The organism is Mycobacterium sp. SMC-19 (assembly GCF_045310815.1).
Classification (GTDB): Bacteria; Actinomycetota; Actinomycetes; order Mycobacteriales; family Mycobacteriaceae; genus Mycobacterium.
On sequence record NZ_JBJIAM010000001.1, the window covers coordinates 789,392 to 814,617 of the forward strand.

The 25,226-nt window shown below is 69.4% G+C and carries 23 protein-coding genes and 1 pseudogene; 11 read left to right on the top strand and 13 right to left on the bottom strand.

Translation table 11 applies throughout. The annotated features are described in order from the left end of the window. Position 1 precedes the first annotated feature (1 nt). The gene (locus tag ACJH5R_RS03795; RefSeq protein ID WP_406781334.1) at positions 2 to 1,018 is read right to left on the bottom strand and encodes an aldo/keto reductase family protein; all 1,017 of its coding nucleotides are present in this window, start codon (positions 1,016 to 1,018) and stop codon (positions 2 to 4) included. Between the two features lie 61 nt (positions 1,019 to 1,079). Between ACJH5R_RS03795 and ACJH5R_RS03800 the strand changes: the two genes are divergently transcribed. Beyond that, positions 1,080 to 1,466, top strand: coding sequence for a hypothetical protein (locus ACJH5R_RS03800; RefSeq protein WP_406781335.1), 387 nt, complete (start codon positions 1,080 to 1,082; stop codon positions 1,464 to 1,466). Positions 1,467 to 1,492: 26 nt separating this feature from the next. Then, positions 1,493 to 1,894 carry a pyridoxamine 5'-phosphate oxidase family protein gene (locus ACJH5R_RS03805; RefSeq protein WP_406756489.1) on the top strand — a complete coding sequence of 134 codons (402 nt, stop codon included), beginning with the start codon at positions 1,493 to 1,495 and terminating at the stop codon, positions 1,892 to 1,894. On the opposite strand, the gene ACJH5R_RS03810 is transcribed toward ACJH5R_RS03805, so the two are convergent. The 3 genes from ACJH5R_RS03810 to ACJH5R_RS03820 form a co-directional block, all read right to left on the bottom strand. Continuing rightward, positions 1,875 to 3,212, bottom strand: coding sequence for a bifunctional adenosylcobinamide kinase/adenosylcobinamide-phosphate guanylyltransferase (locus ACJH5R_RS03810; protein WP_406781336.1), 1,338 nt, complete (start codon positions 3,210 to 3,212; stop codon positions 1,875 to 1,877). The two genes, ACJH5R_RS03805 and ACJH5R_RS03810, sit on opposite strands and share 20 nt — an antisense overlap. Positions 3,213 to 3,343: 131 nt before the next feature. Beyond that, positions 3,344 to 4,969: a chaperonin GroEL gene (groL, locus tag ACJH5R_RS03815; RefSeq protein ID WP_406756491.1), complete on the bottom strand. Its 1,626-nt coding sequence runs from the start codon at positions 4,967 to 4,969 to the stop codon at positions 3,344 to 3,346. Between the two features lie 188 nt (positions 4,970 to 5,157). Further along, complete coding sequence (locus tag ACJH5R_RS03820; RefSeq protein ID WP_406756492.1) at positions 5,158 to 5,712, bottom strand: TetR/AcrR family transcriptional regulator; 555 nt, start codon at positions 5,710 to 5,712, stop codon at positions 5,158 to 5,160. 99 nt (positions 5,713 to 5,811) lie between these two features. On the opposite strand from ACJH5R_RS03820, the gene ACJH5R_RS03825 reads away from it, so the two are divergent. Next, the gene (locus ACJH5R_RS03825) at positions 5,812 to 6,723 is read left to right on the top strand and encodes an SDR family NAD(P)-dependent oxidoreductase (protein ID WP_406781337.1); all 912 of its coding nucleotides are present in this window, start codon (positions 5,812 to 5,814) and stop codon (positions 6,721 to 6,723) included. Positions 6,724 to 6,730: 7 nt separating this feature from the next. On the opposite strand, the gene ACJH5R_RS03830 is transcribed toward ACJH5R_RS03825, so the two are convergent. Beyond that, positions 6,731 to 7,432, bottom strand: a complete 702-nt coding sequence (locus ACJH5R_RS03830; protein ID WP_406781338.1) for a M24 family metallopeptidase — start codon at positions 7,430 to 7,432, stop codon at positions 6,731 to 6,733. A 55-nt stretch (positions 7,433 to 7,487) separates the two neighbouring features. Between ACJH5R_RS03830 and ACJH5R_RS03835 the strand changes: the two genes are divergently transcribed. Then, on the top strand, positions 7,488 to 9,191 hold the full coding sequence (locus ACJH5R_RS03835; RefSeq protein WP_406781339.1) for a DEAD/DEAH box helicase: 1,704 nt from the start codon (positions 7,488 to 7,490) through the stop codon (positions 9,189 to 9,191). Positions 9,192 to 9,372: 181 nt separating this feature from the next. On the opposite strand, the gene ACJH5R_RS03840 is transcribed toward ACJH5R_RS03835, so the two are convergent. The 3 genes from ACJH5R_RS03840 to ACJH5R_RS03850 form a co-directional block, all read right to left on the bottom strand. Beyond that, positions 9,373 to 12,309 carry a PGRS repeat-containing protein gene (locus ACJH5R_RS03840; RefSeq protein ID WP_406781340.1) on the bottom strand — a complete coding sequence of 979 codons (2,937 nt, stop codon included), beginning with the start codon at positions 12,307 to 12,309 and terminating at the stop codon, positions 9,373 to 9,375. 386 nt (positions 12,310 to 12,695) lie between these two features. Beyond that, entirely contained in the window at positions 12,696 to 14,195 is a 1,500-nt protein-coding gene (locus ACJH5R_RS03845) for a PH domain-containing protein (protein WP_406781341.1), read from the bottom strand. A 137-nt stretch (positions 14,196 to 14,332) separates the two neighbouring features. After that, the gene (locus ACJH5R_RS03850) at positions 14,333 to 14,797 is read right to left on the bottom strand and encodes a MarR family winged helix-turn-helix transcriptional regulator (protein ID WP_406781342.1); all 465 of its coding nucleotides are present in this window, start codon (positions 14,795 to 14,797) and stop codon (positions 14,333 to 14,335) included. Between the two features lie 97 nt (positions 14,798 to 14,894). On the opposite strand from ACJH5R_RS03850, the gene ACJH5R_RS03855 reads away from it, so the two are divergent. Further along, a complete protein-coding gene (locus ACJH5R_RS03855) occupies positions 14,895 to 15,518 on the top strand; it encodes an NADPH-dependent F420 reductase (protein ID WP_406756498.1) in 624 nt (207 codons plus the stop codon). A gap of 86 nt (positions 15,519 to 15,604) precedes the next feature. Beyond that, positions 15,605 to 16,504, top strand: a complete 900-nt coding sequence (locus ACJH5R_RS03860) for a TIGR03619 family F420-dependent LLM class oxidoreductase (protein ID WP_406756499.1) — start codon at positions 15,605 to 15,607, stop codon at positions 16,502 to 16,504. 50 nt (positions 16,505 to 16,554) lie between these two features. Here the strand turns inward: ACJH5R_RS03860 and ACJH5R_RS03865 are convergent, their stop codons facing one another. After that, the gene (locus ACJH5R_RS03865; RefSeq protein WP_406781343.1) at positions 16,555 to 17,067 is read right to left on the bottom strand and encodes a PH domain-containing protein; all 513 of its coding nucleotides are present in this window, start codon (positions 17,065 to 17,067) and stop codon (positions 16,555 to 16,557) included. A gap of 102 nt (positions 17,068 to 17,169) precedes the next feature. Between ACJH5R_RS03865 and ACJH5R_RS03870 the strand changes: the two genes are divergently transcribed. The 4 genes from ACJH5R_RS03870 to pssA are packed head-to-tail and all read left to right on the top strand — an operon-like array spanning position 17,170 to position 20,957. Then, a complete protein-coding gene (locus ACJH5R_RS03870) occupies positions 17,170 to 18,093 on the top strand; it encodes an SDR family NAD(P)-dependent oxidoreductase (protein ID WP_406781344.1) in 924 nt (307 codons plus the stop codon). Between the two features lie 14 nt (positions 18,094 to 18,107). After that, a complete protein-coding gene (gene glp / locus ACJH5R_RS03875) occupies positions 18,108 to 19,325 on the top strand; it encodes a gephyrin-like molybdotransferase Glp (RefSeq protein WP_406781345.1) in 1,218 nt (405 codons plus the stop codon). Positions 19,326 to 19,350: 25 nt separating this feature from the next. Beyond that, on the top strand, positions 19,351 to 20,058 hold the full coding sequence (locus ACJH5R_RS03880; protein WP_406781346.1) for a phosphatidylserine decarboxylase: 708 nt from the start codon (positions 19,351 to 19,353) through the stop codon (positions 20,056 to 20,058). Next, positions 20,055 to 20,957: a CDP-diacylglycerol--serine O-phosphatidyltransferase gene (pssA, locus tag ACJH5R_RS03885; RefSeq protein WP_406756504.1), complete on the top strand. Its 903-nt coding sequence runs from the start codon at positions 20,055 to 20,057 to the stop codon at positions 20,955 to 20,957. The genes ACJH5R_RS03880 and pssA overlap by 4 nt, the downstream gene beginning before the upstream one ends. 8 nt (positions 20,958 to 20,965) lie before the next feature. On the opposite strand, the gene ACJH5R_RS03890 is transcribed toward pssA, so the two are convergent. Then, complete coding sequence (locus ACJH5R_RS03890; protein ID WP_406756505.1) at positions 20,966 to 21,523, bottom strand: chorismate mutase; 558 nt, start codon at positions 21,521 to 21,523, stop codon at positions 20,966 to 20,968. A 74-nt stretch (positions 21,524 to 21,597) separates the two neighbouring features. Here ACJH5R_RS03890 and ACJH5R_RS03895 point away from each other — a divergent pair, with 74 nt between their 5' ends. Further along, positions 21,598 to 23,790 (top strand): AAA family ATPase, encoded by a 2,193-nt coding sequence (locus ACJH5R_RS03895; RefSeq protein ID WP_406756506.1) that lies wholly within the window; start codon positions 21,598 to 21,600, stop codon positions 23,788 to 23,790. Between the two features lie 17 nt (positions 23,791 to 23,807). Here the strand turns inward: ACJH5R_RS03895 and ACJH5R_RS03900 are convergent, their stop codons facing one another. The 3 genes and pseudogenes from ACJH5R_RS03900 to ACJH5R_RS03910 form a co-directional block, all read right to left on the bottom strand. Further along, entirely contained in the window at positions 23,808 to 24,251 is a 444-nt protein-coding gene (locus tag ACJH5R_RS03900; protein WP_406756584.1) for an SRPBCC family protein, read from the bottom strand. After that, positions 24,252 to 24,599: pseudogene (locus ACJH5R_RS03905) on the bottom strand (bleomycin resistance protein); the annotation flags it as partial. 38 nt (positions 24,600 to 24,637) lie between these two features. After that, the gene (locus ACJH5R_RS03910; protein ID WP_406756507.1) at positions 24,638 to 25,204 is read right to left on the bottom strand and encodes a TetR family transcriptional regulator; all 567 of its coding nucleotides are present in this window, start codon (positions 25,202 to 25,204) and stop codon (positions 24,638 to 24,640) included. Positions 25,205 to 25,226: the final 22 nt, after the last annotated feature.

The following is a 25,226-nucleotide window of genomic DNA, read 5'->3' on the forward strand; positions in this document are numbered from 1 at the left end:
CTTAGATCAACCGTTTGGGCGGGGTCGAGCGTGCCACCAGTTCGGCGTCGCTGGTCACCGCGTCGCCCAGAACCTGGTCGATGCGCGCCAGCAGCTCAGCAGGAATCCGCACGCCGGCAGCCTTGACGTTCTCGGCGACCTGCTCCGGGCGGGACGCCCCGACCAAAGCGGCGGCGACGTTGTCGTTCTGCAGCACCCAGGCGATCGCCAACTGTGCCGTGGTCAGCTCCAGCTCCGCGGCGATCGGCGCCAACTGCTGGACCCGGGTCAACACGTCATCGGTCATGAACCGTTTGATGAAGTTCGCGCCGCCCTTCTCGTCGGTGGCACGCGAGCCGGCCGGCGGCGGCTGACCCGGCAGGTACTTACCGGACAGCACGCCCTGGGCCATCGGTGACCAGACGATCTGACTCAAACCCAGCTCTTGGCAGACCGGGACCACCTCCGGCTCGATCACCCGCCACAGCATCGAATACTGCGGCTGGCTGGAGATCAGCGATACGCCGAGCTGGCGGGCCAAGCCGTGGGCTTGGCGGATCTGTTCGGCGGTCCATTCACTGACACCGATGTAGAGCGCCTTGCCCGCCCGGACGATGTCGGCGAAGGCCTGCATGGTCTCCTCCAGCGGGGTGAAGATGTCGTAGCGGTGCGCCTGGTACAGGTCGACGTAGTCGGTGCCCAGCCGGCGCAGCGACCCGTCGATGGCCTCCATCATGTGTTTGCGGGACAGGCCGGTGTCGTTGCGGCCCAACGGGGCCGGCCCGATCGGCCAGTACACCTTGGTGAAGATCTCCAGCGACTCGCGCCGCCGGCCCGCCAATGCGGCGCCCAGCACCTCCTCGGCCCGCCCGTTCGCGTAGACGTCGGCGGTGTCGAAGGTGGTGATTCCAGCGTCGAGCGCGGTGTGCACGCAGGCGGTGGCGACGTCGTTCTCGACCTGCGAACCGTGGGTGAGCCAGTTGCCGTAGGTGATCTCGGAGATCTGCAGGCCGGAGTTGCCCAGGTAGCGAAATTCCATAGGCCCATCATGGCGCACGACTCTGGGACGTGTCTCGTGCCGGATTACTATCCTGGACACCATGGCCCGCTCCGTCGACCTCGCACGCCTGGCCGAGCTGCTGCGCGATTACCGGTACGCCTTCTTGGTCACCGTCGGCGACGACTACCGCGTCCGCACCACCGCTATCACCCCGAGCTTCGACGGTGCCCGGCTGGACATCGGACCGGTGGGATCGCACGGCCGGGAGAACCTGTCGACCCGCAACGCCGTCACCCTGGTCTGGCCCGGCCGCGACGTCGGCGAATACTCGCTGTTCGTCGACGGCCTGGCCGAGCTGCCCGAGGATCCGGCCGGCCCGGTACTGGTCACGCCGACCAAGGCCCTGCTGCACCGGCCGGTGTTCGAGCCCGGGACTCAGCGGGCGGTCGGCACCGTCCATGACTGCGTGCAGCTCAAGGCAGATTGACAGCCTGCAGGTTTAGGCTCGAATTCATGAGTTCTAGCGTGGATTTCGATCGACTCGCAGAGAAGCTGGCAGGCCACGACTACGCCTACCTGATCACCGTCGATACCGAGAGTCGTCCGCATCCGGTGCCGGTGATGCCGGTGCTGCGGGGCGACACCGTGCACATCGGTGCGCTGGGCGGTCGGCGCAGCCGGGCGAATCTGGCGCGCACAGCGGATGTGACGGTGATGTGGCCACCACCGGTTCCGGGCGGCTACACCGTCATCGTCGACGGCACGGCCCAGGTGTCCGATGCCGGTGAGTTGGCCAGTGTGGCGATCTCCCCGACCCGTGCCGTTTTGATCCGGGTCGCCACGCCCGAATCACCGGGCGAGACACCCTGTTACAGCGATTGCGTCGACCTCAAAGTCAGTCCGCAGGGAGCCTGAGCGGCCGCCCGGCCACCATCAGTACGACCTCGTCGGAGGCCGCGGCGATCCGCGCGTTGAGCACTCCCAGCAGGTCACGGAACAGCCGTCCCGAAGCGGTGGGCGGGACTACCCCGCTGCCCACCTCGTTGCTCACCGCCACCACCGGCGCCGGGCAGGCCTGCCAGGCCGACACCAGCTCGTCAATATCGGCCGAGACGGCGTTCAGTCCGTCACCGCCGTCCCACACGTGGTGCAGGTCCATCCGCGCGGTGAGCCAGGTGCCGAGGCAGTCCAGTAGCAGTGCGTTGGGGGCCGACCGCAGTTCGTCGGCAACATCGACGGTCTCGACAGTGCGCCAGGAGCCGGGGCGGCGTGCCCGGTGCAGCCGCACCCGCTCGGCCCATTCCGGATCGCCCTCGCGTACTCCGCCGGTGGCCAGGTAGGTCACTGCCGGTTCGGCGGCCAACAGCGCCTCGGCGTGCGCGGACTTACCCGAGCGCGCACCACCCAACACCAGGGTGCGGATGGCGTGACCGTCGGCTGCACCCACTCGCACCACCTCACCGTCACGCCCCGGCCGGGCGCCTGAATCCGACAGTACGGCAGTCAATTCCGACTCGGAAGGATTGTGGTGGCTCAGGTGTACTGCGACGACATCGGTGGTGTCGGTGACGGCGCCACTGGCACGCAGCCGCGCCACCGTTGTCGCGAATGCCGGCAGGTCGTGGTGCTCGGTGTCGTGTTCGGTATAGGTCCCGAACGTCTCCTCCAAAAACACCGCGTCGTAGCCGGCGCCGGCCAGCTCGGCGTGGGTCGCCTCGGATAGCGGGCCGGTGTCGGTCGCCCAGAAGATGCGGCCGCCAACGGATGCCAGGTCGTAGAGCACCGCGTCACCGCCGATGTCGGCACCGTGTGCGGCGGCCAGCACCCGCACGTCGTAGTCACCGAGCCGGATACGGTTACCGGCCTGCACCGTCACGAATCGGACCGGATCGTCGGGCCCCACCCACTGCCGGCACTGGTCGAGCGCACTGGCCGGGCCGACCACATCGAGCGGTTCGACCGTCCCGGTCCAGTGCCGCATCAGCAGCGCGGCCGGGCCGACGTGATCGGGGTGGCCGTGGGTGAACAGGATGTGCCGGACATCGGCCAGCGTTCGCCCGTGGCGCATCGCGGCGCGCGGTGCCTCCGGCCCGCAGTCCAGCAGCAGCACATCGTCGACCAGCGCGGCGGTCTGGGCGCGAACCTGCGTTGCAGCCGACCGGCAGGAGTCGCACCGGCAGAACGGATTCGGCCAGCCGTCGGCGCTGCCGGTGCCCAGCAGCAGGATCTCCATGCACCCATCCTCGTTGACTCTGCGTCCAGGGCGGGCCCCACTCGCACTTTCCCGCCCTCCGCGCAGAGTCAACGTAAACGACGAAGGCCCGGCCTGCCGAAGGCAGGCCGGGCCTTGTCGTGCAACCAGACTTAGAAGTCCATGCCGCCCATGCCACCGGTCGGGTCGCCCGCGGGTGCGGCCGCCTTCTCCGGCTTGTCAGCGACAACGGCCTCGGTGGTCAGGAACAGTGCCGCGATGGACGCCGCGTTCTGCAGCGCCGAGCGGGTCACCTTCACCGGGTCGGCAACGCCGGCCTTGAGCAGGTCCTCGTACTCGCCGGAGGCGGCGTTGAGGCCGGTGCCCGAGGCGGAGTTGGTGACCTTCTCGGCGACAACGCCGGGCTCCAGGCCCGCGTTGAAGGCGATCTGCTTCAGCGGAGCCGACAGCGCGACACGCACGATGTTGGCACCGGTGGCCTCGTCACCATCGAGCTTGAGCTCGTCGAGCGACGGAGCGGCCTGCAGCAGAGCCACGCCACCACCGGCGACGATGCCCTCCTCCACGGCGGCCTTGGCGTTGCGCACTGCGTCCTCGATGCGGTGCTTGCGCTCCTTGAGCTCCACCTCGGTGGCAGCCCCGGCCTTGATCACCGCAACACCGCCGGCCAGCTTGGCCAGGCGCTCCTGCAGCTTCTCGCGGTCGTAGTCGGAGTCGCTGTTCTCGATCTCGGCGCGGATCTGGGCCACCCGACCGGCGATGGCGTCGGAGTCACCCGAGCCCTCGACGATGGTGGTCTCATCCTTGGTGATGACGACCTTGCGGGCGGTGCCCAGCAGGGCGACGTCGGCGCTCTCCAGCGACAGGCCGACCTCTTCGCTGATGACCTGGCCACCGGTGAGGATCGCCATGTCCTGCAGCATCGCCTTGCGCCGGTCACCGAAGCCCGGAGCCTTGACGGCAACGGACTTGAAGGTGCCGCGGATCTTGTTCACGACCAGGGTCGACAGGGCCTCGCCCTCGACGTCCTCGGCGATGATCAGCAACGGCTTGCCGGACTGGATGACCTTCTCCAGCAAGGGCAGCAGGTCCTTGACGGTCGAGATCTTCGAGCTGACCAGCAGGATGTAGGGGTCCTCCAGGACGGCTTCCTGACGCTCGGCGTCGGTGACGAAGTAGCCCGAGATGTAGCCCTTGTCGAAGCGCATGCCCTCGGTGAGCTCCAGCTGCAGACCGAAGGTGTTCGACTCCTCGACGGTGATGACACCCTCGTTGCCGACCTTGTCCATGGCCTCGGCGATCAGGTCACCGATGGTCTGGTCGCCCGCGGAGATACCGGCGGTCGCCGCGATCTGCTCCTTGGTCTCGACCTCTTTAGCCGAAGCCAGCAGGGTCGAGGTGACCTTTTCCACGGCCTTCTCGATGCCGCGCTTCAGACCCAGCGGGTTGGCGCCGGCGGCCACGTTGCGCAGGCCTTCCTTGACCAGTGCCTGGGCCAGCACGGTGGCGGTGGTGGTGCCGTCACCCGCGACGTCGTCGGTCTTCTTGGCGACCTCTTTGACCAGCTCGGCGCCGATCTTCTCGTAGGGGTCCTCCAGCTCGATCTCCTTGGCGATGGACACACCATCGTTGGTGATCGTGGGGGCGCCCCACTTCTTCTCCAGGACGACGTTGCGGCCCTTGGGGCCCAGCGTCACCTTGACCGCGTCGGCGAGGGCGTTCAGGCCCCGCTCGAGGCCGCGACGGGCCTCTTCGTCATACGCAATTTGCTTAGCCATTGCGAAGTGATTCCTCCGGTTAGGGGGTGCACGTCTTGTCGGTCGGGTGCAGTGCCCGCGACGGACGGCTGTGGGTGTGCTCCGCAGGTGCGGCCCCGTGCCTCACCGTCCCGACCTAGCACTCACTGGTCGCGAGTGCCAACGTCATTTTTAGCACTCGCCTATGGAGAGTGCAAGGTCGGAGGGCCCTACCTCGGAGCGCGCAGACCGTCGATGACGACGTCGGTCACCCGTTCAGCAGACTCCGGGTTGTACGACTCCATCGCCTGACATCCGACCAGGAGCGACTTCACGTCACGCGTGCCGATATCACGGCGCGCGGTGCCGGCATTCTGGGCAGATCGCAGCAGTTCCCCGAGCAGGGCGAGAAACGCCTCCTCGGCCTCCTGCCCGACGTCGATGCCGAGTCCGGCAAGCGCCTCGACCACACCGCGGTCTTTCGCCCCCCACCTCACCATCGAGCGCAGAAAGCCAAAGAGCGCTTCGGCGGGACCATCGGACTCCAGCAGGGCGTAGCCCCCCTCGATGAGGCGCCGGATGTGGTCCCGGACCACCGCCCGAAACAACTCCTCCTTGGTCGGAAAGTGGCGGTAGATGGTCCCGGCTCCGACTCCGGCGCGCCGCGCGATCTCATCGATCGGCACCGACAGCCCTTCGGCCGCGAAGGTCTCGTAGGCGACTTCCAGCACACGTGCACGGTTGCGCGCAGCGTCGGCGCGCAACGGACGTGCCTGCTCAGCCACGTGACAGCCCCAATCGGTTGACAAAACGGGGCGCGCGTTCCGTATAGTCGAATCAACCGGAGCGCCCGCCCCGTTTACCCTACCGCTCAGGAGCCTCCCATGGCCAAATGGACAACCACCGATATCCCCGACCAGACCGGTCGGGTCGCCGTGATCACCGGAGCCAACACCGGCCTCGGCTATGAAACCGCCTTGGCGCTCGCCGCTCGGGGCGCCCACGTGGTGCTGGCCGTGCGCAATCTCGACAAGGGCAAGGACGCCGCGACCCTCATCAGCAAGCGCAGCCCCGGAGCCAGCGTGGCGCTGCAGGAACTCGACCTGACGTCACTGGACTCCGTCCGCACCGCCGCCGCACAGTTGCGCGCCGACCACGACCGCATCGACCTGCTGATCAACAACGCCGGGGTGATGTGGACGCCGAAGTCGACCACCGAGGACGGCTTCGAGCTCCAGTTCGGAACCAACCACCTGGGCCACTTCGCCTTCACCGGGCTGCTGCTGGATCGGCTGCTGCCGGTCCCCGGCTCGCGGGTCGTGACGGTCAGCAGCATCGGTCATCGCATCCGCGCCGACATCCACTTCGACGACCTACAGTGGGAGCGCAGCTACAGCCGGGTGGCAGCGTACGGGCAGGCCAAGCTCGCCAATCTGCTCTTCACCTACGAACTGCAGCGGCGCCTGGCCCCGCACGCCACGACTATCGCGACAGCCGCGCACCCCGGAGGCTCCCGCACCGAGCTGACCCGCAACCTGCCCCCACTGCTCGCGCGGATCACGCCGCTGATCGAGCCCCTCTTCCAGGGAGCCGACATGGGCGCTCTGCCGACGCTGCGTGCCGCAACCGATCCCGCTGTGCGTGGCGGGCAGTACTACGGCCCCGATGGCTGGGGTCAGCAGCGCGGCTACCCCAAGCTGGTCGAGTCGAGCAGCAGGTCACACGACGTGGACGTTCAACAACGCCTCTGGACCGTCTCCGAGGAGCTGACCGGGGTGATCTACCCGATCGGCTGATCGGGGCTCACGCCACGTCGAGCAGCTGCTCGTAGAAGCCGCCGAACCCACGGGCCCGGTTCACCAGGTGTACCTCCAGGATCCAGTGACAGACCCGGCCGGTGGGATCGGTCCGGCGCATCGGTTCGTCGGATCCGGGCGCGACGTAGAACCGGGCGTCGTCACCGGAGATCTTCTTGTGCGGAAACTCCCCGAGCAGGTGCCCGGCGATGGGAGCGCCGAACTCGAAGCCCGCATCCTGGGCCAGGCCGACGACGTGTTCGAACAGCTGGGTGCCGGTGATGTCGGCGTGCGCCTCGAAGAAGGCGCGACCCGCACGCCACACCCCAGGCAGCGCGTCACGCAGCGCCAGTTTGTCCGGGTCGTCGCCGAGCACGAAGGTGCGGCCGAAGTCGGCCTCCCACTCTTCGAAGATCGGCCCCAGATCGAGGTAGGCGATGTCGTCGTCGGCCATGACACGGTCAGGCGGGTCGGCGTGAAACGGCAACAGGCTGTTCTCCCCGGCCCGCACCACCCGCCGATGCCAGTGCCTCGTGACCCCGAACATGTCGGCGGCCAGGTCCCGGATCTCATCGGAGAGCTGCCGCTCGCCGACTCCGGGGCGGACCATGCCGCGACGCTCGATCTCGTCGAACAGCGCCCCGGCCTTGGCCTGCGCGTCGCGGAGCCGCTCGACACGAATGGATTCCGGCTCACGCGGGGTGGACACGCCAACGATCCTATCGGCTTGCCCTAGACTGCATCTCGATCAGATAGGAGACCGGGTGCGGGCTGAAGCAGCGCCCAGCACCCGGGCTTTGCGGGGCTGGCAACGCCGGGCTCTGGTGCGCTATCTGACCGCCAAGCCGCGAGATTTCCTGATGGTGGCCACCCCCGGCGCCGGTAAGACGACGTTCGCGCTGCGCATCGTCGCCGAGCTGCTCGCCGACCGCACCGTCGAGCGGATCACCATCGTGGTGCCCACCGAACACCTCAAGGTGCAGTGGGCCTCAGCGGCTGCCTCCCACGGCATCGCGCTCGATCCGCGGTTCTCCAACTCCGACTCGCAGACCAGCTCGGAGTACCACGGCGTGGTCGTCACCTACGCGCAGGTGGCCAGCCACCCCACCCGGCACCGGGTGCGTACCGAGGCCGCGAAAACCCTGGTGATCTTCGACGAGATCCACCACGGCGGCGACGCCAAAAGCTGGGGCGACGGCATCCGCGAGGCGTTCGACGATGCCACCCGCCGGCTGGCGCTGACCGGGACCCCGTTCCGCAGCGACGACAGCCCCATCCCGTTCGTCAATTACGAGCCCGACGGCGCCGGCCATCTGCGCTCGGTGGCCGACGACAGCTACGGCTACACCGATGCGCTGGCCGACGGCGTGGTGCGCCCGGTGGTGTTCATGGCCTACTCGGGCGAGGCCCGCTGGCGTGACAGCGCCGGCGAGGAGCACGCGGCCCGCCTCGGTGAGCCGCTGACCGCCGAGCACACTGCCCGAGCGTGGCGCACCGCGCTGGACCCGGCCGGGGAATGGATGCCGGCGGTGATCACCGCCGCGCACACCCGGCTGCGCCAGCTGCGCGACGGCGGCATGGCCGATGCCGGCGGCATGATCATCGCCACCGACCAGAAGGCGGCCCGCGCCTACGCGGTGCTGCTGAAACGGCACACCGGCGAGGAACCCACCGTGGTGCTCTCCGACGATCCCAGCGCGTCGGACAAGATCGCACAGTTCTCCGCGGCCACCAGCCCTTGGCTGGTGGCGGTGCGGATGGTCTCCGAGGGTGTCGACGTGCCCCGGCTGGCAGTCGGGGTCTACGCCACCAGTGCCTCCACCCCGTTGTTCTTCGCGCAGGCGATCGGCCGGTTCGTGCGGTCACGGCGGCCCGGCGAAACCGCCAGCATCTTCTTGCCGTCGGTTCCGTCACTGCTGGGCCTGGCCAGCGAGCTGGAACAGCAGCGCAACCACGTGTTGGGCAAGCCACACCGGGAATCCGAACGCGACGAGTTCGCCGAGGCCGAGCGCCGGCGCGACGAGCCGTCGGAGATGGAGAACAAGTTCGAGTCGTTGGGGGCCGACGCCGAGCTGGACCAGGTGATCTTCGACGGCGCCTCGTTCGGCACCGCCACCCCGGCCGGCAGCGACGAAGAGGCCGACTACCTGGGTATCCCCGGGTTGCTGGACGCCAACCAGATGCGTGACCTGCTGCGTCAGCGCCAGGAAGAGCAGCTGGATCGGCGGTCCAAGGCAGTCAACGACGGCGGGGTTCCGGTGCCGGTGACCACGCACGGGCAGCTGCGCGAGCTGCGCCACGAGCTCAACGCGCTGGTGTCGGCGGCCCATCATCGCCTGGGCAAGCCGCACGGCTGGATCCACAACGAGCTGCGGCGGCGTTGTGGCGGCCCCCCGGTGGCGGCGGCGACGTCGGATCAGCTGCGGGCGCGGATCGTGGCCATCCGGCAGCTCAATCGCGAGTCGTAGCTCTCGACTGACGCCTCCCCCGCCCCGCCGAGTGTGCGGTTTCGTTGCTGATCCGCTGATTTCGCCGACCAATCCGCACAGTCGATGCGGCCGGCGTGCGCCCAGTAGACGCAAAAGCCCCCCAGATCGGGTGATCTGGGGGACCTTTGCCTCGGCCAGCTGAAGCCCGTCGACCCTCGGGTCAGGGCTGACCGCCGGCCTGGCCTGCGGTTCCGGCGGTTCCGTCGGTGCCGTGACCGCCGGCGGTGCCGTCATTTCCGGCCGTGCCGTCGACGATGGTGGTGCCGCCCGGGCTGGCCGCGGTGCCGCCGGCCCCACCCGTACCCGCGTCGCCGCCGGCCGCGCCGGTGCCGGCCGTACCCGCAGCCCCACCAGCGCCCGCGGTTCCCGCGCCGTCGGCGCCGGTACCCGCGGTCCCGCCGGTACCGCCATTGCCGCCGTTACCACCGTTACCGCCGTCGCCGCCGTTACCGCCGTCGCCGCCGTTACCGCCGGTGGACACCTCTCCATTGCTGGCCACGCCACCGGTGCCGCCGTTCCCGCCGCCACCACCGACGTCACCGTCGGCGCCGCTACCGCCGGCACCACCGACGCCACCGTCACCGCCGACACCACTCACAGTGCCGCCGGCCCCGCCGGCGCCACCGGCCCCGCCGTTGCTTCCGCTGGTGCCGCTGGCGCCGTTGCCACCGTCACCGCCGTTGCCGCCGCCACCACCGGTGGCGTCGGTGCCGCCGCCGGCACCATCGGTGTCGCCGTAGCCACCGTTGCCACCGTTACCACCCGCGGCCCCGGTGCCGCCGTGGCCGCCGTTGCCACCGTTGCCACCGGTGCCGTTGCCGCCGACGTCGCCGTTACCGCCGACCCCACCGTTGCCGCCCGCACCGCCGGCCCCGCCGTCACCGCCGTCACCGCCAGTCCCGCCGTTGCCGTCGGCACCGGCTCCGCCACCGAATACCGTGCCGCCGCCTCCGCCGTCACCGCCGACTGCGCCTAGGCCACCGGACCCGCCGGACCCGCCGTTGCCGCCGGTGGTGTTGCTTTCGGGATCGAAGACCGTGCCGCCGCGCCCACCGGTACCGCCGGCCTGTCCGGCCGTGGTTCCATCGCTGGCGTCGCCACCGTTGGCGGCTTGCCCGCCACCACCGGTGCTGTCCGGCACGTCGGTGCCGTCACCGGCCGCCGGCGGAATGTTCTGGGCCGGCGGATTGCCGCCGGTGCCGTCCACGCCGGCGCCGCCGGCGCCACCCCTACCGCCGTTGCCGACCGCGCCCGCAGCCCCGCCGGCGCCGCCGTTGCCGCCGTCCTGGGCGATGTCGCCGCCACCGGTGGTGACCACTTGGCCGTTCGCGCCCGCACCACCGTTGCCGCCGTTGCCGACTCCGGTGGCCGCCGCACCGGCGGTGCCGTTGGCCGCAGTGGCGCTGCCGTCACCGCTGCTCCCGCCCGTGCCGGCGCCGCCCGCGGTACCGGCGTCTCCGGCGTTGCCGCCGTTGCCGCCGCTGCCGGCAGTGGTCCCGGTTCCGCCGGCCGCGCCGGCTCCGCCGTCACCGCCGTCACCGGCGTTGCCCGCCGCTCCGCCGTTACCGCCGACGCCGCCCGCACCGGCGGCACCGTCGCTGTAGCCGTCGGCCTGCGCCACCCCACCGGCACCGCCCGCACCGCCGTTGGCGCCGGACCCACCGTTGCCGCCGCTGCCACCGTCGGTGCCGTTACCGCCGTCGCCGCCAGTACCGGCCTCGGCGTCGGCGCCATCGGTGCCCTCAACACCGGCACCGCCGTTACCACCGTTACCACCGGCGCCGCCAGCGCCACCGGCACCGGCGTTACCGGCGTTGGTTCCGCCGGCGCCACCACTACCGCCGTTGCCACCGATACCACCACCGGAACCGTTGCCGCCGTTGATGTCGGTGGCGGTGCCCGCCGTACCCACGGCACCGTTCGCGCCGTTGCCACCGGCGCCGCCGTTGCCACCGTTGCCGTACGCCCCGCCGTCGCCAGCGGCGCCACCGTTGCCTCCGACCGCACCGGCCAACGCATTGGCATCGGCGGCCGCGTCATAGCCGTTACCGCCGTCGCCACCGTTACCGCCACCGCCGCGGGCGCCGTCAGTGCCGCTGCCACCCAAGAAGCTGGCTCCCGTGCCGCCCTTGCCGCCGGTGCCCGGGGCCGCACCGTTGCCGCCCGCGCCACCGTTGATGTTGGCGGCGGTGCCGGTGGCCCCCGCGCCACCGTTACCGGCCGCACCGCCGGTACCGCCATTGCCGCCGATGCCCAGGATCGACGAACCGGCCCCACCGTTACCGCCGTTGCCGCCGTTGGTGCCATTGCCGCCGTTGCCGGCACCACCGTTGGCGAACGACCCGGCCGCACCGGTGTAACCCGCGCCGCCGACACCGCCGTTGCCGCCGTTACCCAGCGCGCCCATGCCGAAGAAGTCCTGGGCCTGACCCGACGACCCACCGTTGCCGCCGTTACCTGCGGTCAGCGTCGCCGTTGCGTTACCTCCAGCCCCGCCGTCGCCGCCGTTACCCCACATCTCACCGCCATGGCCGCCCTGGCCGCCGTCGGCACCCAGGCCGCCGGCACCGCCGTCGCCGCCGTCGCCGATCCCACCGGCGTGCCCACCGTTGCCGCCGGCCACCTCGTCGAGGGTCGACGACCAGCCGTCGCCGCCGTCGCCGAACCAGAGGCCACCGTTGCCGCCGTCGGGGTCGGCCTCGGTGCCGTCGACGCCGTTGCAGATCATCCCGCAGAAGCCCTCGGTGAAGGGCGCGAACATCTGGTTGATCACACCGTTTACCTGCGACCCGAAGTCAGAGTCGATCCAGGCCTGCAAACTGTCGTGCAGCGGCGCATAGAAGTAGGTGTCCCACATCTGGGCCAGCTCAGCCCCGGACGCGTCAGCCGCACCAAGGCCCCAGTCCGAACCGGTGAACAGACTGTCGAAATCGCCCGACAGATTGCCCCACGCGCTGGGATCAAACAGATCGGTGAACAGATCCTCAAAGTCCGCGTTGGCCGCTGGAGCCGACGCCAACGGCCCCAACCCCAATGCCAAGAACGCCCCGACCGAGGCGGCGGCACCCACCGCACGCTCGCGTCGGCGTGTCCCCACCCGACCATTCCTCACACCACGTTGCCGAACACCCATTTCTCCACCCCTTTCGCTAAGTACAACTCAGCTTTCCCTTAGTTTCGGAGCATAAGCGAAGTTAGGCGTGATGAATGTCATTTCTGAAAAATCGATAGAAAATCCTGATGGCGATCAGCCAGTCAGTGTCAAACAGGGGCGCTTATCGCACCAAATCCCCACGTAAAGGCGGTATTTGACCCCTCACAGGCTGCGCACCGCCGCTCGCCGGCGGCAACGAATCGTGAATACAACCCATTCGTGGCCCAATCCAGGGAAATTGCCATGGACGACTATTTACTAGTCGGTTCTAAGATTCCACTATTGCAGCATCCGGGTCCGAGTAATTGCGGCGCCGGCCGCCACAACACTCAGCGCTGTCGCGTCCAGCGACTGTTTGCCACCCACGGGGACGCCTGCGCAGCCACCGACCACGCCCACTCCTGCGGCACATCGATCACCCGGTAGGCCTTGACCCCGGCGGCGGTGGCGGCGATCAGGGTGGCCACCCCGGCGCGGCGCTGAAACCAGCTCTGGCGCACCGTCCATCCGACGATGCCCGCGGTGGCGATGCAGTAGCGGCGCTGTTCCCAGCTGCCGGTGCGGGCCGACAGCCAGTGCGCGTCGACGCGATGCCCCAGGGCGCGCACCCGGTCGACGGCCAGCAGCGCGGCACCCAGAGTCATCACCACCCAGGCCGGCCAGCACCACTGCGGTAGCTCAACAAACACCGTCGCGATCGCCAGCGCGGCCCCTACAGCCACCGGCAGCAGCAGCGCCCGAGTCCAGCGCCGGCGAGTCGCCGCCGGGCCGTGCCTGCGCAGCGGGCCGGTGACCACCAGGGGGTCGGCGACCAACCCGGTCAAGACTCCCTCGGCGGTGGCCCGCGGGCAGGGCGGCAGCAGGATCGACGACTCACCTTCCCCGTTGACCCCGGTCATCGCCGCGTCCAGCCGCGCGCCACCGAACAACCGCACCAACAACGGCCGGCGCAGCGTTCCGCCGCGCAGCCGGCGCATGTCGTAGTTGTGCTCGCGCACCCGCAGCAGGCCGTAGCTCAACGCCAAGAGGTCGCCGCCCGCCCCGGAACTGCGGGACAGCACCAGGTTTCCGTAGGTCACCAAAGACCGCAGCACCGCCAGCAGCATGGAGACCACCACCAGCAGGGCAGCGATGAGCGTCAGGCTCTGCTGGACGCCGAACTGTTCGGCGGCCTGAAGCCAAGACCGGCTCACCGGCGAATCCTCCAGCGCCGCCCAGACTCCGCTTTGGTACAGCGCGCCCACCGCTGCCCCGACCATCACCAGCCCGGAAAGGCTCAGCGGGCTGTAGCGCAACCACGATGGCCGCCACCGTGCCAGTACCGTCGCAGGGGCGGGCGCCGATCCGGTCGCAGCGTGCGCGGTCTGCCCGGTGTGGGCCAGCAGCGTCGCGCGCAGCCGGGGGACCTCGCCGCTCTCGACCGCGTTCAGCTCGAAGGCGCCGTCCGTGGCGGCGTGCTGACCCGTGCTGACCCGTAACACCGTCAGGCCCAGCAGTCGGTGCAACAGCCGGGCGTCGGTCTCCACCGAGCGAATCCGGTTGCGGGGCACCGAAAGCATCTTGCGGCGCAACAGACCTGAGCGCAGCTGGACCCGGCCGGCCTCGGGGTCGGGCTCGATGCGGTAGGTGGTGGTGAACCAGCGCGTCACACCCACCACAGCGATCACCGACACCACCGCCAGCACCCAGGGCCGGTTGTCGGTCGCCGAGCCGAACACCACCACCGCGATCAGCAGCGGCAGTTCACGCAGCACTTCGTGCAGCGGATGCACCAGCAGCATCCGCGGACTCAAGCGCTGCCATTGGTCAGCGCGCGGTGTGCTGTTCATCTGCCTTCTCCGTGCCTCGGCATAATGCGCCTGTGGGTCGGCATCTCGCCGCGTCCTGCTTGGAACCGTATCCGCACGAGTTGCCTAGTGACCGCCAAGCGGGCATGCGGGGGCGAATCGCTCACGGCTGATGCGGGCTACGAGGAATCGTCGTCGGCGGCCAGGTGGTGCAGGACTCGTTGGTTGAGGGCGGCGAGCATGTCGAGCTCAGCCTCGGTAAACAGGTCGATGAAGTTCCGGCGCACGTCCTCCACGTGCCCCGGCGCCGCCTTCTCGATCGCATCCCGGCCGGCCGGCAGCAGGCAGACCATGGTGCTGCGGGCGTCCTCGGGGTTGGGCTCCCGGCTGATCAGCCCGTCTTTCTGCATGCGCCGCACCTGATGGGACAGACGGCTCTTCTCCCAGCTCAATGCTTTGCACAGTGCATGGGCGGGCATGCGGTCTTCGTCGCGAGCCGAAAGCACCGCCAGGACCTCGTAGTCGGCCCCGGACAGGCCTGATTTCTGCAGGCGCCGGTTGAGGTGAGCCTCGATCTGTTGATGCGCGTACACGAAGGCCCGCCAGGCACGGTCTTCACGGGGGTTCAGCCAGTTCGGTTCCATCAGCCTCCACACCTCCTCGATTTGTTGACACGTCACCAAACTGTTCCTAAGGTTGAAGGGTCAACCTATTCGAGCCTCAGTATAGACGGGACACCTCATGAGCAGCATCAGCATCATCGGCACCGGGAACATGGCCCGCACCATCGGCGCGCTGGCTATAGCGGGCGGCAACACCGTCGAGATCATCGGCCGCGACCCGGCCAAAGCCGCCAACCTGGCCCAGGCACTCGGCGGCGGAACCACGACCGGAGAGTTCGGCGCCGTTCCGGCCGGGGACATCGTCATCGTGTCCCTGTTGTACGCCCACGTCGTTCCGGTCGTCACCCAGTACGGAGACGCCCTCGCAGGCAAGGTCATCGTCGAGATCAGCAACCCCTTCAACCCCGCGGCCGACGGGCTCGCCATCCCCGCGGACACCTCGATCGCCCAAGAAGTTGCCAAGGCCGCGCCGGCAAGCGCCAGCGTGGTGAAGGCCTTCAACACCATCTTCGGTGTTGTCCTGGCGCAGGGCCGGCCACTCGACGTCTTCATCGCGGGCGACGACGCACGCGCCAAGGCGGACGTGGCGGCGTTCGTCGAAAGCCTCACGTTGCGCCCGCTGGACGTCGGCGGCTTGAACATGGCGCACTGGCTGGAAGGAACGGGCCTGGTCATGATGGGCCTCGCACGCCACGGGGTGGGGAACTACGACTTCGCCCTCGGCGCCGCGCCTGCCGCCTGAGCCCCAGCACCGCGGTCCAAGCCATGAAATGAGCCGGGGCGGCACGCACCCAGACAATGGTTGATGAATCACCGAAAGGATTTGCGATGAAGCTTGGTTTCGCGCTCCCCATAGTCGGCCCCGCTGTCGGCAGCGCAGCCGGTCTGAGTGCGTTCTGCCGCGGACTCGAGGACCTTGGCTACGACACGCTGTGGGTCGGCGACCGCCTGGTCACCCCGGTCGATATGCAGAGCACCTATCCGGGCACAGAGCAGCCGTACCCGCCGCAGATGACCCGCTACCTGGATCCGGTGCTGCTGTGGACGGTCGCCGCCACGGCGACCAGTCGGATTCGGCTGAATGCCAGCACGCTCAGCACGTTCTACTACGAGCCGCCGCACCTGGCCCGGATGCTGACCACGCTCGACGTGCTCAGCGACGGCCGCCTTGACGTGGGCGTGGGAATCGGGTGGATGAAGGACGAACACGACATCGCCCGCAGCGCTAATTGGCGCCGCCGCGGGCAAATGCTCGATGACCTGCTGGCGTTCCTGCACGAGTGGTGGACGACCACCCCGGTGTCCTGGAACAGCGAGTTCTTCTCGCTGCCGCCGGTGCACGCCGACCTGCGCCCGGTGCAGGTCGGCGGTCCGCCCATCTGGATCGGCGGTGCCAGCGAGGCCGCGATGCGCCGGGTGGGCCGCATCGGCACCGGCTGGCTCGGGGTCGAGGGACTACAGGACGAGCTCACCGACCACCTGTGGTCGATTGCGCGCCGTGCGGCGAAGGATGCCGGCCGCGATCCGGATGCGCTGAAGTCGGCCATGCGGATCAACCTCGAACCGGGCACGTCCATTGAGACTGTGGCCGACAAGCTCGAGCGCCTAGCCGGGTCCGGTGCCGATGAGGCGATCGTGGATGCCTTCGCCATGTTCCCCACCCTTGACCAGATGCTTGAGTTCGCCGGCCAAGTGATCGCTCGATGGAATGCTCGTTCCAACGCTTGATCGTTGTGGCTACCCGCCGGATTCGTCCCTGACTGCATCGGCGGCAGTGCTCAGGTGGCGTCCTCGGCACCCAGCGCGGCAATGTCGGTCAGTTGCGCCACGATCCGGTCGGCGACGGCGGCATCCAGCGCCACGATGTGCACCGCGCCCGCCGACGACGCGGTGGTGACCCGCACATTGGCCAAACCCAGCAGCCGATCCAGCGGACCCCGGTAGGTGTCGACGGTCTGCACCCGCGAGATCGGCGCGATCCGGCGCTCCTGCACCAACCAGCCGGTGCGGGTGAACACGGCCTGGTCACTGACGTCCCACCGGTGCACCCGGTAGCGCCACAACGGGGCGATCACCGCCGACACCACCAGCCCCAGCGCGGTGAACGCCAGAGCCGTGACGTGCAGCCAGGCAAACCGCTCATCGGCGATCGCCCAACCCAGCTGCAGCAGGGCCAGAAACAGCCAGGGCACCGCACCGACCAGCGCCCAGGCCAAGGGCGCGCGGGAGCTGGGCGGATTGGTGGGGTCGACCAGGCTGATCGCCGTGGGCCCGTCTTCGTGCTGCGCCATGTAGGAGAGGATGTCAGGGCTCAGGCCGCGTCGCACCGTCGACCGCGGGACCGGCGAAAAACCATCCGGCGCACGACGCGTCACCTGAGTATCGTTTGTCACATGAGTAGCCGGGACAGATGGGCTGCGGAAGACGTGCCGGATCAAACCGGCCGCGTCGCGGTAATCACCGGCTCCAACACCGGAATCGGTTATCACACCGCGGAGATACTCGCCGGGCACGGCGCACTGGTGGTGCTGGCGGTGCGCGACGTCGAGAAGGGCAACGCGGCGGCGAAACGGATCAACAGCGCCAGCCCGCAGGCACGCGTCGAGGTACAGGAACTCGATCTCAGTTCGTTGGCGTCGGTCCGCGAAGCCGCCGAGGCCCTGGGCGCCGCCCACTCCCGCATCGATCTGCTGATCAACAACGCGGGCGTCATGTACACCCCCAAACAGCACACCGTCGACGGCTTCGAGCTGCAGTTCGGCGTCAACCATCTGGGGCATTTCGCTTTGACCGGCCTGCTGCTGCCGCGGATGCTGCGGGTCAAGCGGTCTCGCGTGGTGACCGTCACCAGCATGGCGCACCGGATCATGGCCGCGATCCACTTCGACGACCTGCAGTGGGAACACGGCTACAACCGGATCGCCGCCTACGGGCAGTCCAAGCTGGCCAATTTGATGTTCACCTACGAGCTGCAGCGCCGGCTGGCTGCCAAACGCCGCTCGACCATTGCCGTCGCCGCGCATCCCGGCACCGCCAACACCGAACTGACCCGGCACCTGCCGCCCTTACTGCGTCCCGCAGACCGCCTGCTGACGCCCCTGGTCGTGCAGAGTGCGGCGATGGGCGCATTGCCCACGCTGCGCGCCGCCACCGACCCAGAGGTGACCGGCGGGCAGTATTACGGTCCCAGCGGCATCGGCGAGCAGCGCGGATATCCCAAGCTGGTGGACGCCAGCAAGCAGGCGCACGAAGTCGAGTTGCAGCAGCGGTTGTGGGCGGTCTCGCAGGAGCTGACAGGAATCACCTTCCCGGTCTGAGTCAGACTGTCGTGATGCGATCCGTCGAAGAGCACCAGCGGGCCGTCGCCGATCTGATCCGGCCCCGACCGCCGGTAGCGGTGGCACTGGCCGATGCCGAGGGACTGGTACTGGCCGCGGACGTGATCGCACCGATCTCACTGCCGGTCTTCGACAATTCCGGGATGGACGGCTACGCCGTGCTCGCCGACGACATCGCCGCGGCGACACCCGAAACGCCGGTCAGATTGCCTGTCACCGAAGACATTCCGGCCGGACGCACCGATATCCCCACGCTGACGCCAGGAACCGCGCACCGCATCATGACCGGCGCGCCGATCCCTTACGGCGCCGACGGCGTGATTCCCGTCGAGGCCACTGACGGCGGCGCCGACGCAGTCCAGATCAGCGCGGCCACCGACCGGGGCCGCCACATCCGCCGGGCCGGCGGCGACGTCGCCGAGGGCGCCACCGTGCTCTGGGCCGGGCAACTCGTCAGCGCGCCGGCGGCCGGCCTGGCCTCGGCGCTGGGTCTGGCACAGCTCACGGTGCGGCCCCGACAGCGAGTGCTGGTGATCTCCACCGGTTCCGAACTGGTCAAACCCGGTACGCCGCTGGCGCCCGGTCAGATCTATGAATCCAACGGGGTGATGTTGTCCGCCGCGGTGCGTGATGCCGGCGCTGAGGTGGTGGCCGCCGTGACGGTCGCCGACGACACCGCCGCGTTCACCGACGTCCTCGACCGCTATGGCGTGCGCGACGGGGCGGTAGACCTGGTGATCACCAGCGGTGGGGTCAGCGCGGGGGCCTACGAGGTGGTCAAGGATGTGTTCGGCCGTGACGGCGACCAGGGCGTGCACTTCGTCAAGGTGGCGATGCAGCCCGGGATGCCGCAGGGCATCGGGCGGGTCGGCGACGCGGTCATCATCACCCTGCCCGGCAACCCGGTCAGCGCCCAGGTCTCCTTCGAGGTCTTCGTTCGCCCCGCGCTGCGTCGCGCCATGGACCTGCCCAAGCCGAATCGGCCGCGCCGTACCGCCATCTTGAGCGAAAAGCTGGTGTCGCCGGCCGGCAAGCGGCAGTTCCGGCGCGGGCTGCTCGACTACGAAACCGGGACCGTCACCAACTACGGGCCCCCGGCCTCGCACCATCTGCGTTACCTGGCGTCGGCGAACTGCCTCCTGGACATCGCCGACGAGGTGACCGAGCTGCCGGTGGGCACCGAGGTGGAAGTCTGGGACCTCACCGGCTGAACCGCCCAGCTTCTAAGATGGCCCAATGGCCAGACGCCCCCGCGCAGCAGATGATCCCGGCGGTCTTCGGCACCTGATCGAGCTGGTGCGCTCGACGGTGCCGCCGATGCACAGTGCCGGGCTGCCGTTCGTCGGCAGTGCGCTGGGCGTGGCTCTGCTGGGCCGCAAACAGCCTTGGCTGCGCGGTGCCGGGCTGCTGGCCGCGGGCGCCTGCGCCGGGTTCTTCCGGCATCCGCACCGGGTGCCCCCCACCCGTCCCGGTGTGGTGGTGGCCCCCGCCGATGGTGTGGTCTGCCTGGTCGATTCGGCACCTCCGCCGCCGGAGCTGGACCTGCCCGATACTCCGTTGCCGCGGGTGAGCATCTTCATGTCGGTCTTCGACGCCCACGTGCAACGGGCTCCGATCGGCGGTGAGGTGATCGAGGTGCTGCACCGGGCCGGCCGGTTCGGGTCCGCGGACCGCGCCGAAGCCGCCGAAGACAACGAGCGCAACAGCGTGCGGATCCGCACCGCCGACGGCGCCGAGGTGATCGCCGTGCAGGTTGCCGGGCTGGTGGCGCGCCGCATCCTCTGTGAAACCCGGCCCGGTGATCATCTGGCGATCGGTGACACCTACGGGCTGATCCGATTCGGTTCACGCCTCGACGTCTACCTGCCGGTCGGAACGCAGCCGCTGGTCGGCGTCGGCCAGCGCATGGTCGCCGGCGAGACCGTCCTGGCCGACCTGTCATGACGAGTCCCGCCCAGCAGGCCCGGAGCCGGGGCCCGGTGGGTCTGCACATACTGCCCAGCTCCATGACGGTGCTGGCGATCTGCGCCGGCCTGACCTCGATCAAGTACGCGCTGGACGGGCAGCCGCACCTCGCGATGGCACTGATCGCCGCGGCCGCCATTCTCGACGGCCTCGACGGCCGGGTGGCACGCATCCTGGACGCCGAGTCGAGGATGGGCGCCGAGATCGATTCCCTGGCCGACGCCGTCGATTTCGGGGTGGCTCCCGCGGTGGTGATCTATGTGACGCTGCTGTCGACGCAGCCGGCGGGCTGGATCGTGGTGCTGCTGTACGCGGTGTGCGTGGTACTGCGGCTGGCCCGGTTCAACACGCTGCTCGACGACGCCACGCTGCCGGCCTACACCCGGGAGTTCTTCGTCGGCATGCCCGCCCCGGCCGGTGCGATCACCCTGATGGGCCTGCTGGCCGCCAAGCTGGAGTTCGGCGACGGATGGTGGACATCGCAATGGTTCACCTGCATCTGGGTGGTGGGCACGTCCATGCTGCTGGTCAGCCGGATCCCGATGCGCAAGATGCACGCCGTGTCGGTGCCGCCGCACCTGGCGGCGGTACTGCTGGCGGTGCTGGCGCTGGTGGCCGCGGCGGCGTTCCTGTTCCCCTACGTGCTGGTGCTGGTGCTGATCGGGGCGTACCTGTGCACCATTCCGTTCTCGGTCCGCAGTCAGCGCTGGGTTGCCGCACACCCGGAGGCGTGGGAAGACGCCCCCCGGGAGCGCCGCGCCGCGCGGCGGGCGATCCGCCGGGCGCAGCCGAGCCGCCGTCCCGGTGTGCGGCGGGGCATCCGTCGACCCAGTGGGCAGTCGATGGCCCGGCTGCGGCTGCGCAAGCCGGGTCGGTAGCGGCGCGGTTACCGGGCGCAGTAGTCCTGCGTCGCGGACGACAGCGCCCGCCGGTAGAACTCGTCGAGCTGGCGTGCGTCGCTGACGGTTCGGGTTGCCGCGCCGAGTTGTCCGGCGCAATCCGGTGAGTGCAGCAGCTCCCATCGCTGGCCGATCTGGGCCAGCATGACCTGGTTGAAGCCGTCGATACGCGCCCGCGAGGCCGCCAGTTCGGGGGCTGACGGGACGGCCGCCGGGTCCAGCTTCCATTGGGCGAACCGGTAGTGCTCGGCGGCTTCGGTCGCGGCGATCTGATCGGCGAAGATCCGCCGCACGTAGTCGGGGTCGAGGTCTTTCCCGGCAGCGTCGGCGGCCAGCTTCGCCAGTTGCTGCCCGACCCGGGCCGGGTCCTCGATGGCGCCGCCGGTCTGCCATTTGATCGCCGCCACGTCGTCGGCGACCTGGAGCCGCTGGGCGGCGGCGTCCACCAGGTCGGACAACGGGGATGCCTCGTCGGCCCCGGCCGGGGCCGGGACGGTCAGCACGGCGACCGCACAGATCGCCGAAATCAGCACGCCGGGTCGCATGGCTCTATCAAACCCGCCCGGTCGATCCGCCTGTTACCGGGGAGGCCGCCCGGTGCTATGCCGATAATGGCCGGGTGGGTTCCACGCAAGAGCGCGAAGAAGAACGCCGGGTCGATACCTCCCGGCACCTGACGTTGATCGCCCGGCTCAACACCTCCGCCGTCGACGCCCGCCGTGGCGTAGTCCGGCTGCACCCCGAAGCCGTTGCCGCCCTGGGCATCCGGGAGTGGGATGCGGTGTCGCTGACCGGTTCTCGCACGACGTCGGCAGTGGCGGGGCTGACGGGGCCGGACGCCCCGGCCGGTGTGGCGCTGCTTGACGATGTGACGCTGTCCAACGCCGGCCTGCGCGATGGCACGCAGGTCGTCGTGGCCGCGGTGACCGTTTACGGGGCCCGGTCGGTGACGCTGAGCGGATCAACCCTGGCCTCCCAGACGTTGTCGCCCACCACGCTGCGCCAGGCTTTGCTGGGCAAGGTGATGACCGTCGGCGATGCGGTCTCCCTGCTGCCGCGTGACCTGGGCCCCGGCACGTCCACGTCGGCGGCCACCTCCGCGTTGGCGTCGGCGGTGGGCATCAGCTGGACCTCGGAGTTGTTGACGGTCACCGGTGTCGACCCGGCCGGGCCGGTCAGCGTGCAGCCCAACTCGCTGGTCACCTTTGGCAACGCCCCCACCGCCCCGGTGGCGACCGTTGCCAAGCCGGCTGCCCCGGCCCGGATCGCCATCGACGAGCTCAAGGGGTGCGAGGCGCAGGCCGCCAAGCTCGCCGAATGGCTCAAGCTCGCGCTCGACGAACCGCAGCTGCTGAAAACCCTGCGCGCGGGCACGAATCTCGGTGTGCTGGTGTCGGGTCCGGCCGGGGTGGGCAAGACGACCCTGGTCCGGGCGGTGTGTGAGGGCCGGCGGTTGATCGAGCTGGATGGACCCGAGATCGGGGCGCTGGCCGCCGACGAGCGGCTGGCCGCGGTACGTTCCGCGGCGGCCCAGGTCTGCGACGACGGCGGGGTGCTGCTGATCGCCGATGTCGACACGTTGTTGCCCGAACCGTCGGAACCGGTGGCGACGCTGATCCTGGCCGAGCTGCGCAACGTCGTGGCCACCGAAGGGGTGGCGTTCATCGCGACCTCGGCACTGCCGGACCATGTCGATCCCCGGCTGCGGGCTCCGGAACTGTGCGATCGCGAGATCCGGCTGAGCCTGCCCGACGGCGCGACCCGGGCAGCACTACTGGCCACCCTGCTCATCTCGGTTCCCACCGCGGAGCTGACATTGGGCGAGATCGCCGAACGCACACCGGGTTTCGTCGCCGCGGACCTTGCCGCGCTGGTTCGGGAGGCAGCACTGCGGGCAGCGTCGCGGGCCAGCGACAACGATGAGAGACCCACGCTCACCCAGGATGACCTGGTCGGTGCGCTCAGCGTGATCCGGCCGTTGTCGCGCTCGGCGGCCGCAGAGGTGTCCGTCGGCTCGGTCACCCTCGACGACGTCGGTGACATGGTGGCCACCAAACAGGCACTGACCGAAGCGGTGCTGTGGCCGCTGCAGCACCCGGACACGTTCACCCGCCTGGGCGTCGATCCGCCGCACGGCGTGCTGCTCTACGGCCCGCCCGGTTGCGGCAAGACCTTCGTGGTGCGCGCCCTGGCGGGATCCGGTCGAGTCAGCGTGCATTCCGTCAAGGGCGCGGAGCTGATGGACAAGTGGGTGGGCAGCAGTGAGCGGGCGGTGCGGGATCTGTTCCAGCGCGCCCGCGATTCGGCGCCGTCACTGGTGTTCCTCGACGAGATCGACGCCCTGGCACCGCGGCGCGGTCAAAGCTTCGACTCCGGGGTGACCGATCGAGTGGTGGCCGCGCTGCTCACCGAGCTCGACGGCGTCAACCCGCTGCGCGACGTGGTGGTGGTCGGCGCCACCAACCGTCCCGAGCTCATCGACCCGGCCCTGACCCGGCCGGGCCGGTTGGAGAAGCTGGTGTTCGTCGAACCGCCGGATGCCGATGCCCGCCGCCAGATCCTGCGGGTGTCCGGGAAATCCGTTCCGCTGCACGTCGACGTCGACCTCGACGCGCTGGCCGCGGACCTGGACGGCTACAGCGCCGCGGACTGCGTGGCACTGCTGCGCGAAGCCGCCCTGACGGCGATGCGGCGCAGTATCGACGCCGCCGACGTCACCGTGGCAGATATCGCCGCGGCCCGCGAAAACGTCCGTCCCTCACTGGATCCCGCTCAGGTCGACGCGCTGCGCTCGTTCGCCGACAACCGCTGAACTCCGAGTACCCGAGTTCAGGAGACTTCGACCAGCGCGGCAAGCCGGGACAACGAGGCCGCGAGCTTATCCGGGGTGGTGGCGCGGGCGCGGGCGAGACGATTGGGGTCGGTTAGCTCCGACCAGTCGTAGGTGTGGGTGACTCGAGTGCGCGCCGGCCCGAGCGGCTCGAGCTCCCACCGCCACAGGTGACCCGGCGGCGTACACCCGGGGGCCGCTGGGCGCCAGGCGATACGGCGTCCCTCCTCGAACTCCACCACGTGGTTCTCCCGCACCGTTCCCATGGTCAGCGTCATGGTGAAAACGTCCCCGACGGCATGAACCCGTTGACCGGATGCGGCTTCGGCCAGATTCGCGTTGCCGTCCCAGCGCGGCTGGCGTGCCGGGTCGGCGATGAAGTCGAAGATCAGCTTCGCCGGCGCCGCGATCACCCTGCTGGCGCTGACGACCTTCGCCGGCAGTGGCGAGCCGACGCGGTGCAAGGTGCCTTCGGGGTCGACGTAGGCGAATTCCCTGAGCTGGTAGTCGGTGTCGACCGGTTCGACAAAGCGGCCCGGTACGCCCGATGCCGACCATTGCGCATAGAGCGCGTCGGCGTCGTCGACATAGAAATACACACTTGCGGCCGTGCGCAGCGGATCGTGTTCGGCCCACTCGGAAAGGTGCAGCGAAACCGAGCCGCGGTCGGCGAATCCGTACCGGGCCGGCCCGCCGTAATGGTTGACGGTGAACCCGAGCCGGCGGTAGCGGTCCAGCGCAGCGTCGAGGTCTCGCACGGGAATGATCGGTGCGACCGAGGTGAACTCGATGTCGGCCATAGCGTCAGCGTACGTCGCGGCACCAACGGCTAGCGGCCGCGCTGCTGCTCATACCCGCTGGTGAGCCAGTACACCGCCCGATCAAGGCTGGGAAGCATCTCGGTGATGGCGATCTCGCCTGCGGCGAACCGCGCGGACAACCCGTGCACCAGGTTGGAGATGATGACGTCCAGGTCGGCGATGAAGTCGTCGTCGACGTCGGACATTGCCGCCAGCATCGCGGGCCCCACCGCATCCAGGCCCCGCCGAACCAAGGCGTCACCACCGGGAGCCGACCTCGCCCGGACGTAGGCGGTCAGCATCGCCGGGTGCTGCTCCCAGGGCTCGAAGATGGTGCGGTACAAGCTCATCAACGCCGCATACCGGGATTCGCCGGGCTCGCGGGCGTGCGGGGCGATACCCGAGTAACGGTTCTGCTGCATCCAGGCGTCCAGCGCCGCCAGGATCAGTTCGTCGCGGGTGGCGTAGCGCTTGTAGATGGTCGCCAGCGACATCCGGGCGCGTCGGGCGACCTCCCTGAGCTGGACCGCGTCATAGCCTTCGGTCTCGAGAATCTCGACCACGATGGCCAAGATCCGGTCTTGCGCACTGTCCATCGATCACCCCTTGCCGCCGATG

Excerpts from the sequence above, each read along its gene's own strand:
- ACJH5R_RS03795 (WP_406781334.1), bottom strand. The coding sequence starts at position 1,018 with ATGGAATTTCGCTACCTGGGCAACTCCGGCCTGCAGATCTCCGAGATC.
- ACJH5R_RS03800 (WP_406781335.1), top strand. The coding sequence starts at position 1,080 with ATGGCCCGCTCCGTCGACCTCGCACGCCTGGCCGAGCTGCTGCGCGAT.
- ACJH5R_RS03805 (WP_406756489.1), top strand. The coding sequence starts at position 1,493 with ATGAGTTCTAGCGTGGATTTCGATCGACTCGCAGAGAAGCTGGCAGGC.
- ACJH5R_RS03810 (WP_406781336.1), bottom strand. The coding sequence starts at position 3,212 with ATGGAGATCCTGCTGCTGGGCACCGGCAGCGCCGACGGCTGGCCGAAT.
- groL (WP_406756491.1), bottom strand. The coding sequence starts at position 4,969 with ATGGCTAAGCAAATTGCGTATGACGAAGAGGCCCGTCGCGGCCTCGAG.
- ACJH5R_RS03825 (WP_406781337.1), top strand. The coding sequence starts at position 5,812 with ATGGCCAAATGGACAACCACCGATATCCCCGACCAGACCGGTCGGGTC.
- ACJH5R_RS03845 (WP_406781341.1), bottom strand. The coding sequence starts at position 14,195 with ATGAACAGCACACCGCGCGCTGACCAATGGCAGCGCTTGAGTCCGCGG.
- ACJH5R_RS03850 (WP_406781342.1), bottom strand. The coding sequence starts at position 14,797 with ATGGAACCGAACTGGCTGAACCCCCGTGAAGACCGTGCCTGGCGGGCC.
- ACJH5R_RS03855 (WP_406756498.1), top strand. The coding sequence starts at position 14,895 with ATGAGCAGCATCAGCATCATCGGCACCGGGAACATGGCCCGCACCATC.
- ACJH5R_RS03860 (WP_406756499.1), top strand. The coding sequence starts at position 15,605 with ATGAAGCTTGGTTTCGCGCTCCCCATAGTCGGCCCCGCTGTCGGCAGC.
- ACJH5R_RS03865 (WP_406781343.1), bottom strand. The coding sequence starts at position 17,067 with ATGGCGCAGCACGAAGACGGGCCCACGGCGATCAGCCTGGTCGACCCC.
- ACJH5R_RS03870 (WP_406781344.1), top strand. The coding sequence starts at position 17,170 with ATGAGTAGCCGGGACAGATGGGCTGCGGAAGACGTGCCGGATCAAACC.
- glp (WP_406781345.1), top strand. The coding sequence starts at position 18,108 with ATGCGATCCGTCGAAGAGCACCAGCGGGCCGTCGCCGATCTGATCCGG.
- ACJH5R_RS03880 (WP_406781346.1), top strand. The coding sequence starts at position 19,351 with ATGGCCAGACGCCCCCGCGCAGCAGATGATCCCGGCGGTCTTCGGCAC.
- pssA (WP_406756504.1), top strand. The coding sequence starts at position 20,055 with ATGACGAGTCCCGCCCAGCAGGCCCGGAGCCGGGGCCCGGTGGGTCTG.
- ACJH5R_RS03890 (WP_406756505.1), bottom strand. The coding sequence starts at position 21,523 with ATGCGACCCGGCGTGCTGATTTCGGCGATCTGTGCGGTCGCCGTGCTG.
- ACJH5R_RS03910 (WP_406756507.1), bottom strand. The coding sequence starts at position 25,204 with ATGGACAGTGCGCAAGACCGGATCTTGGCCATCGTGGTCGAGATTCTC.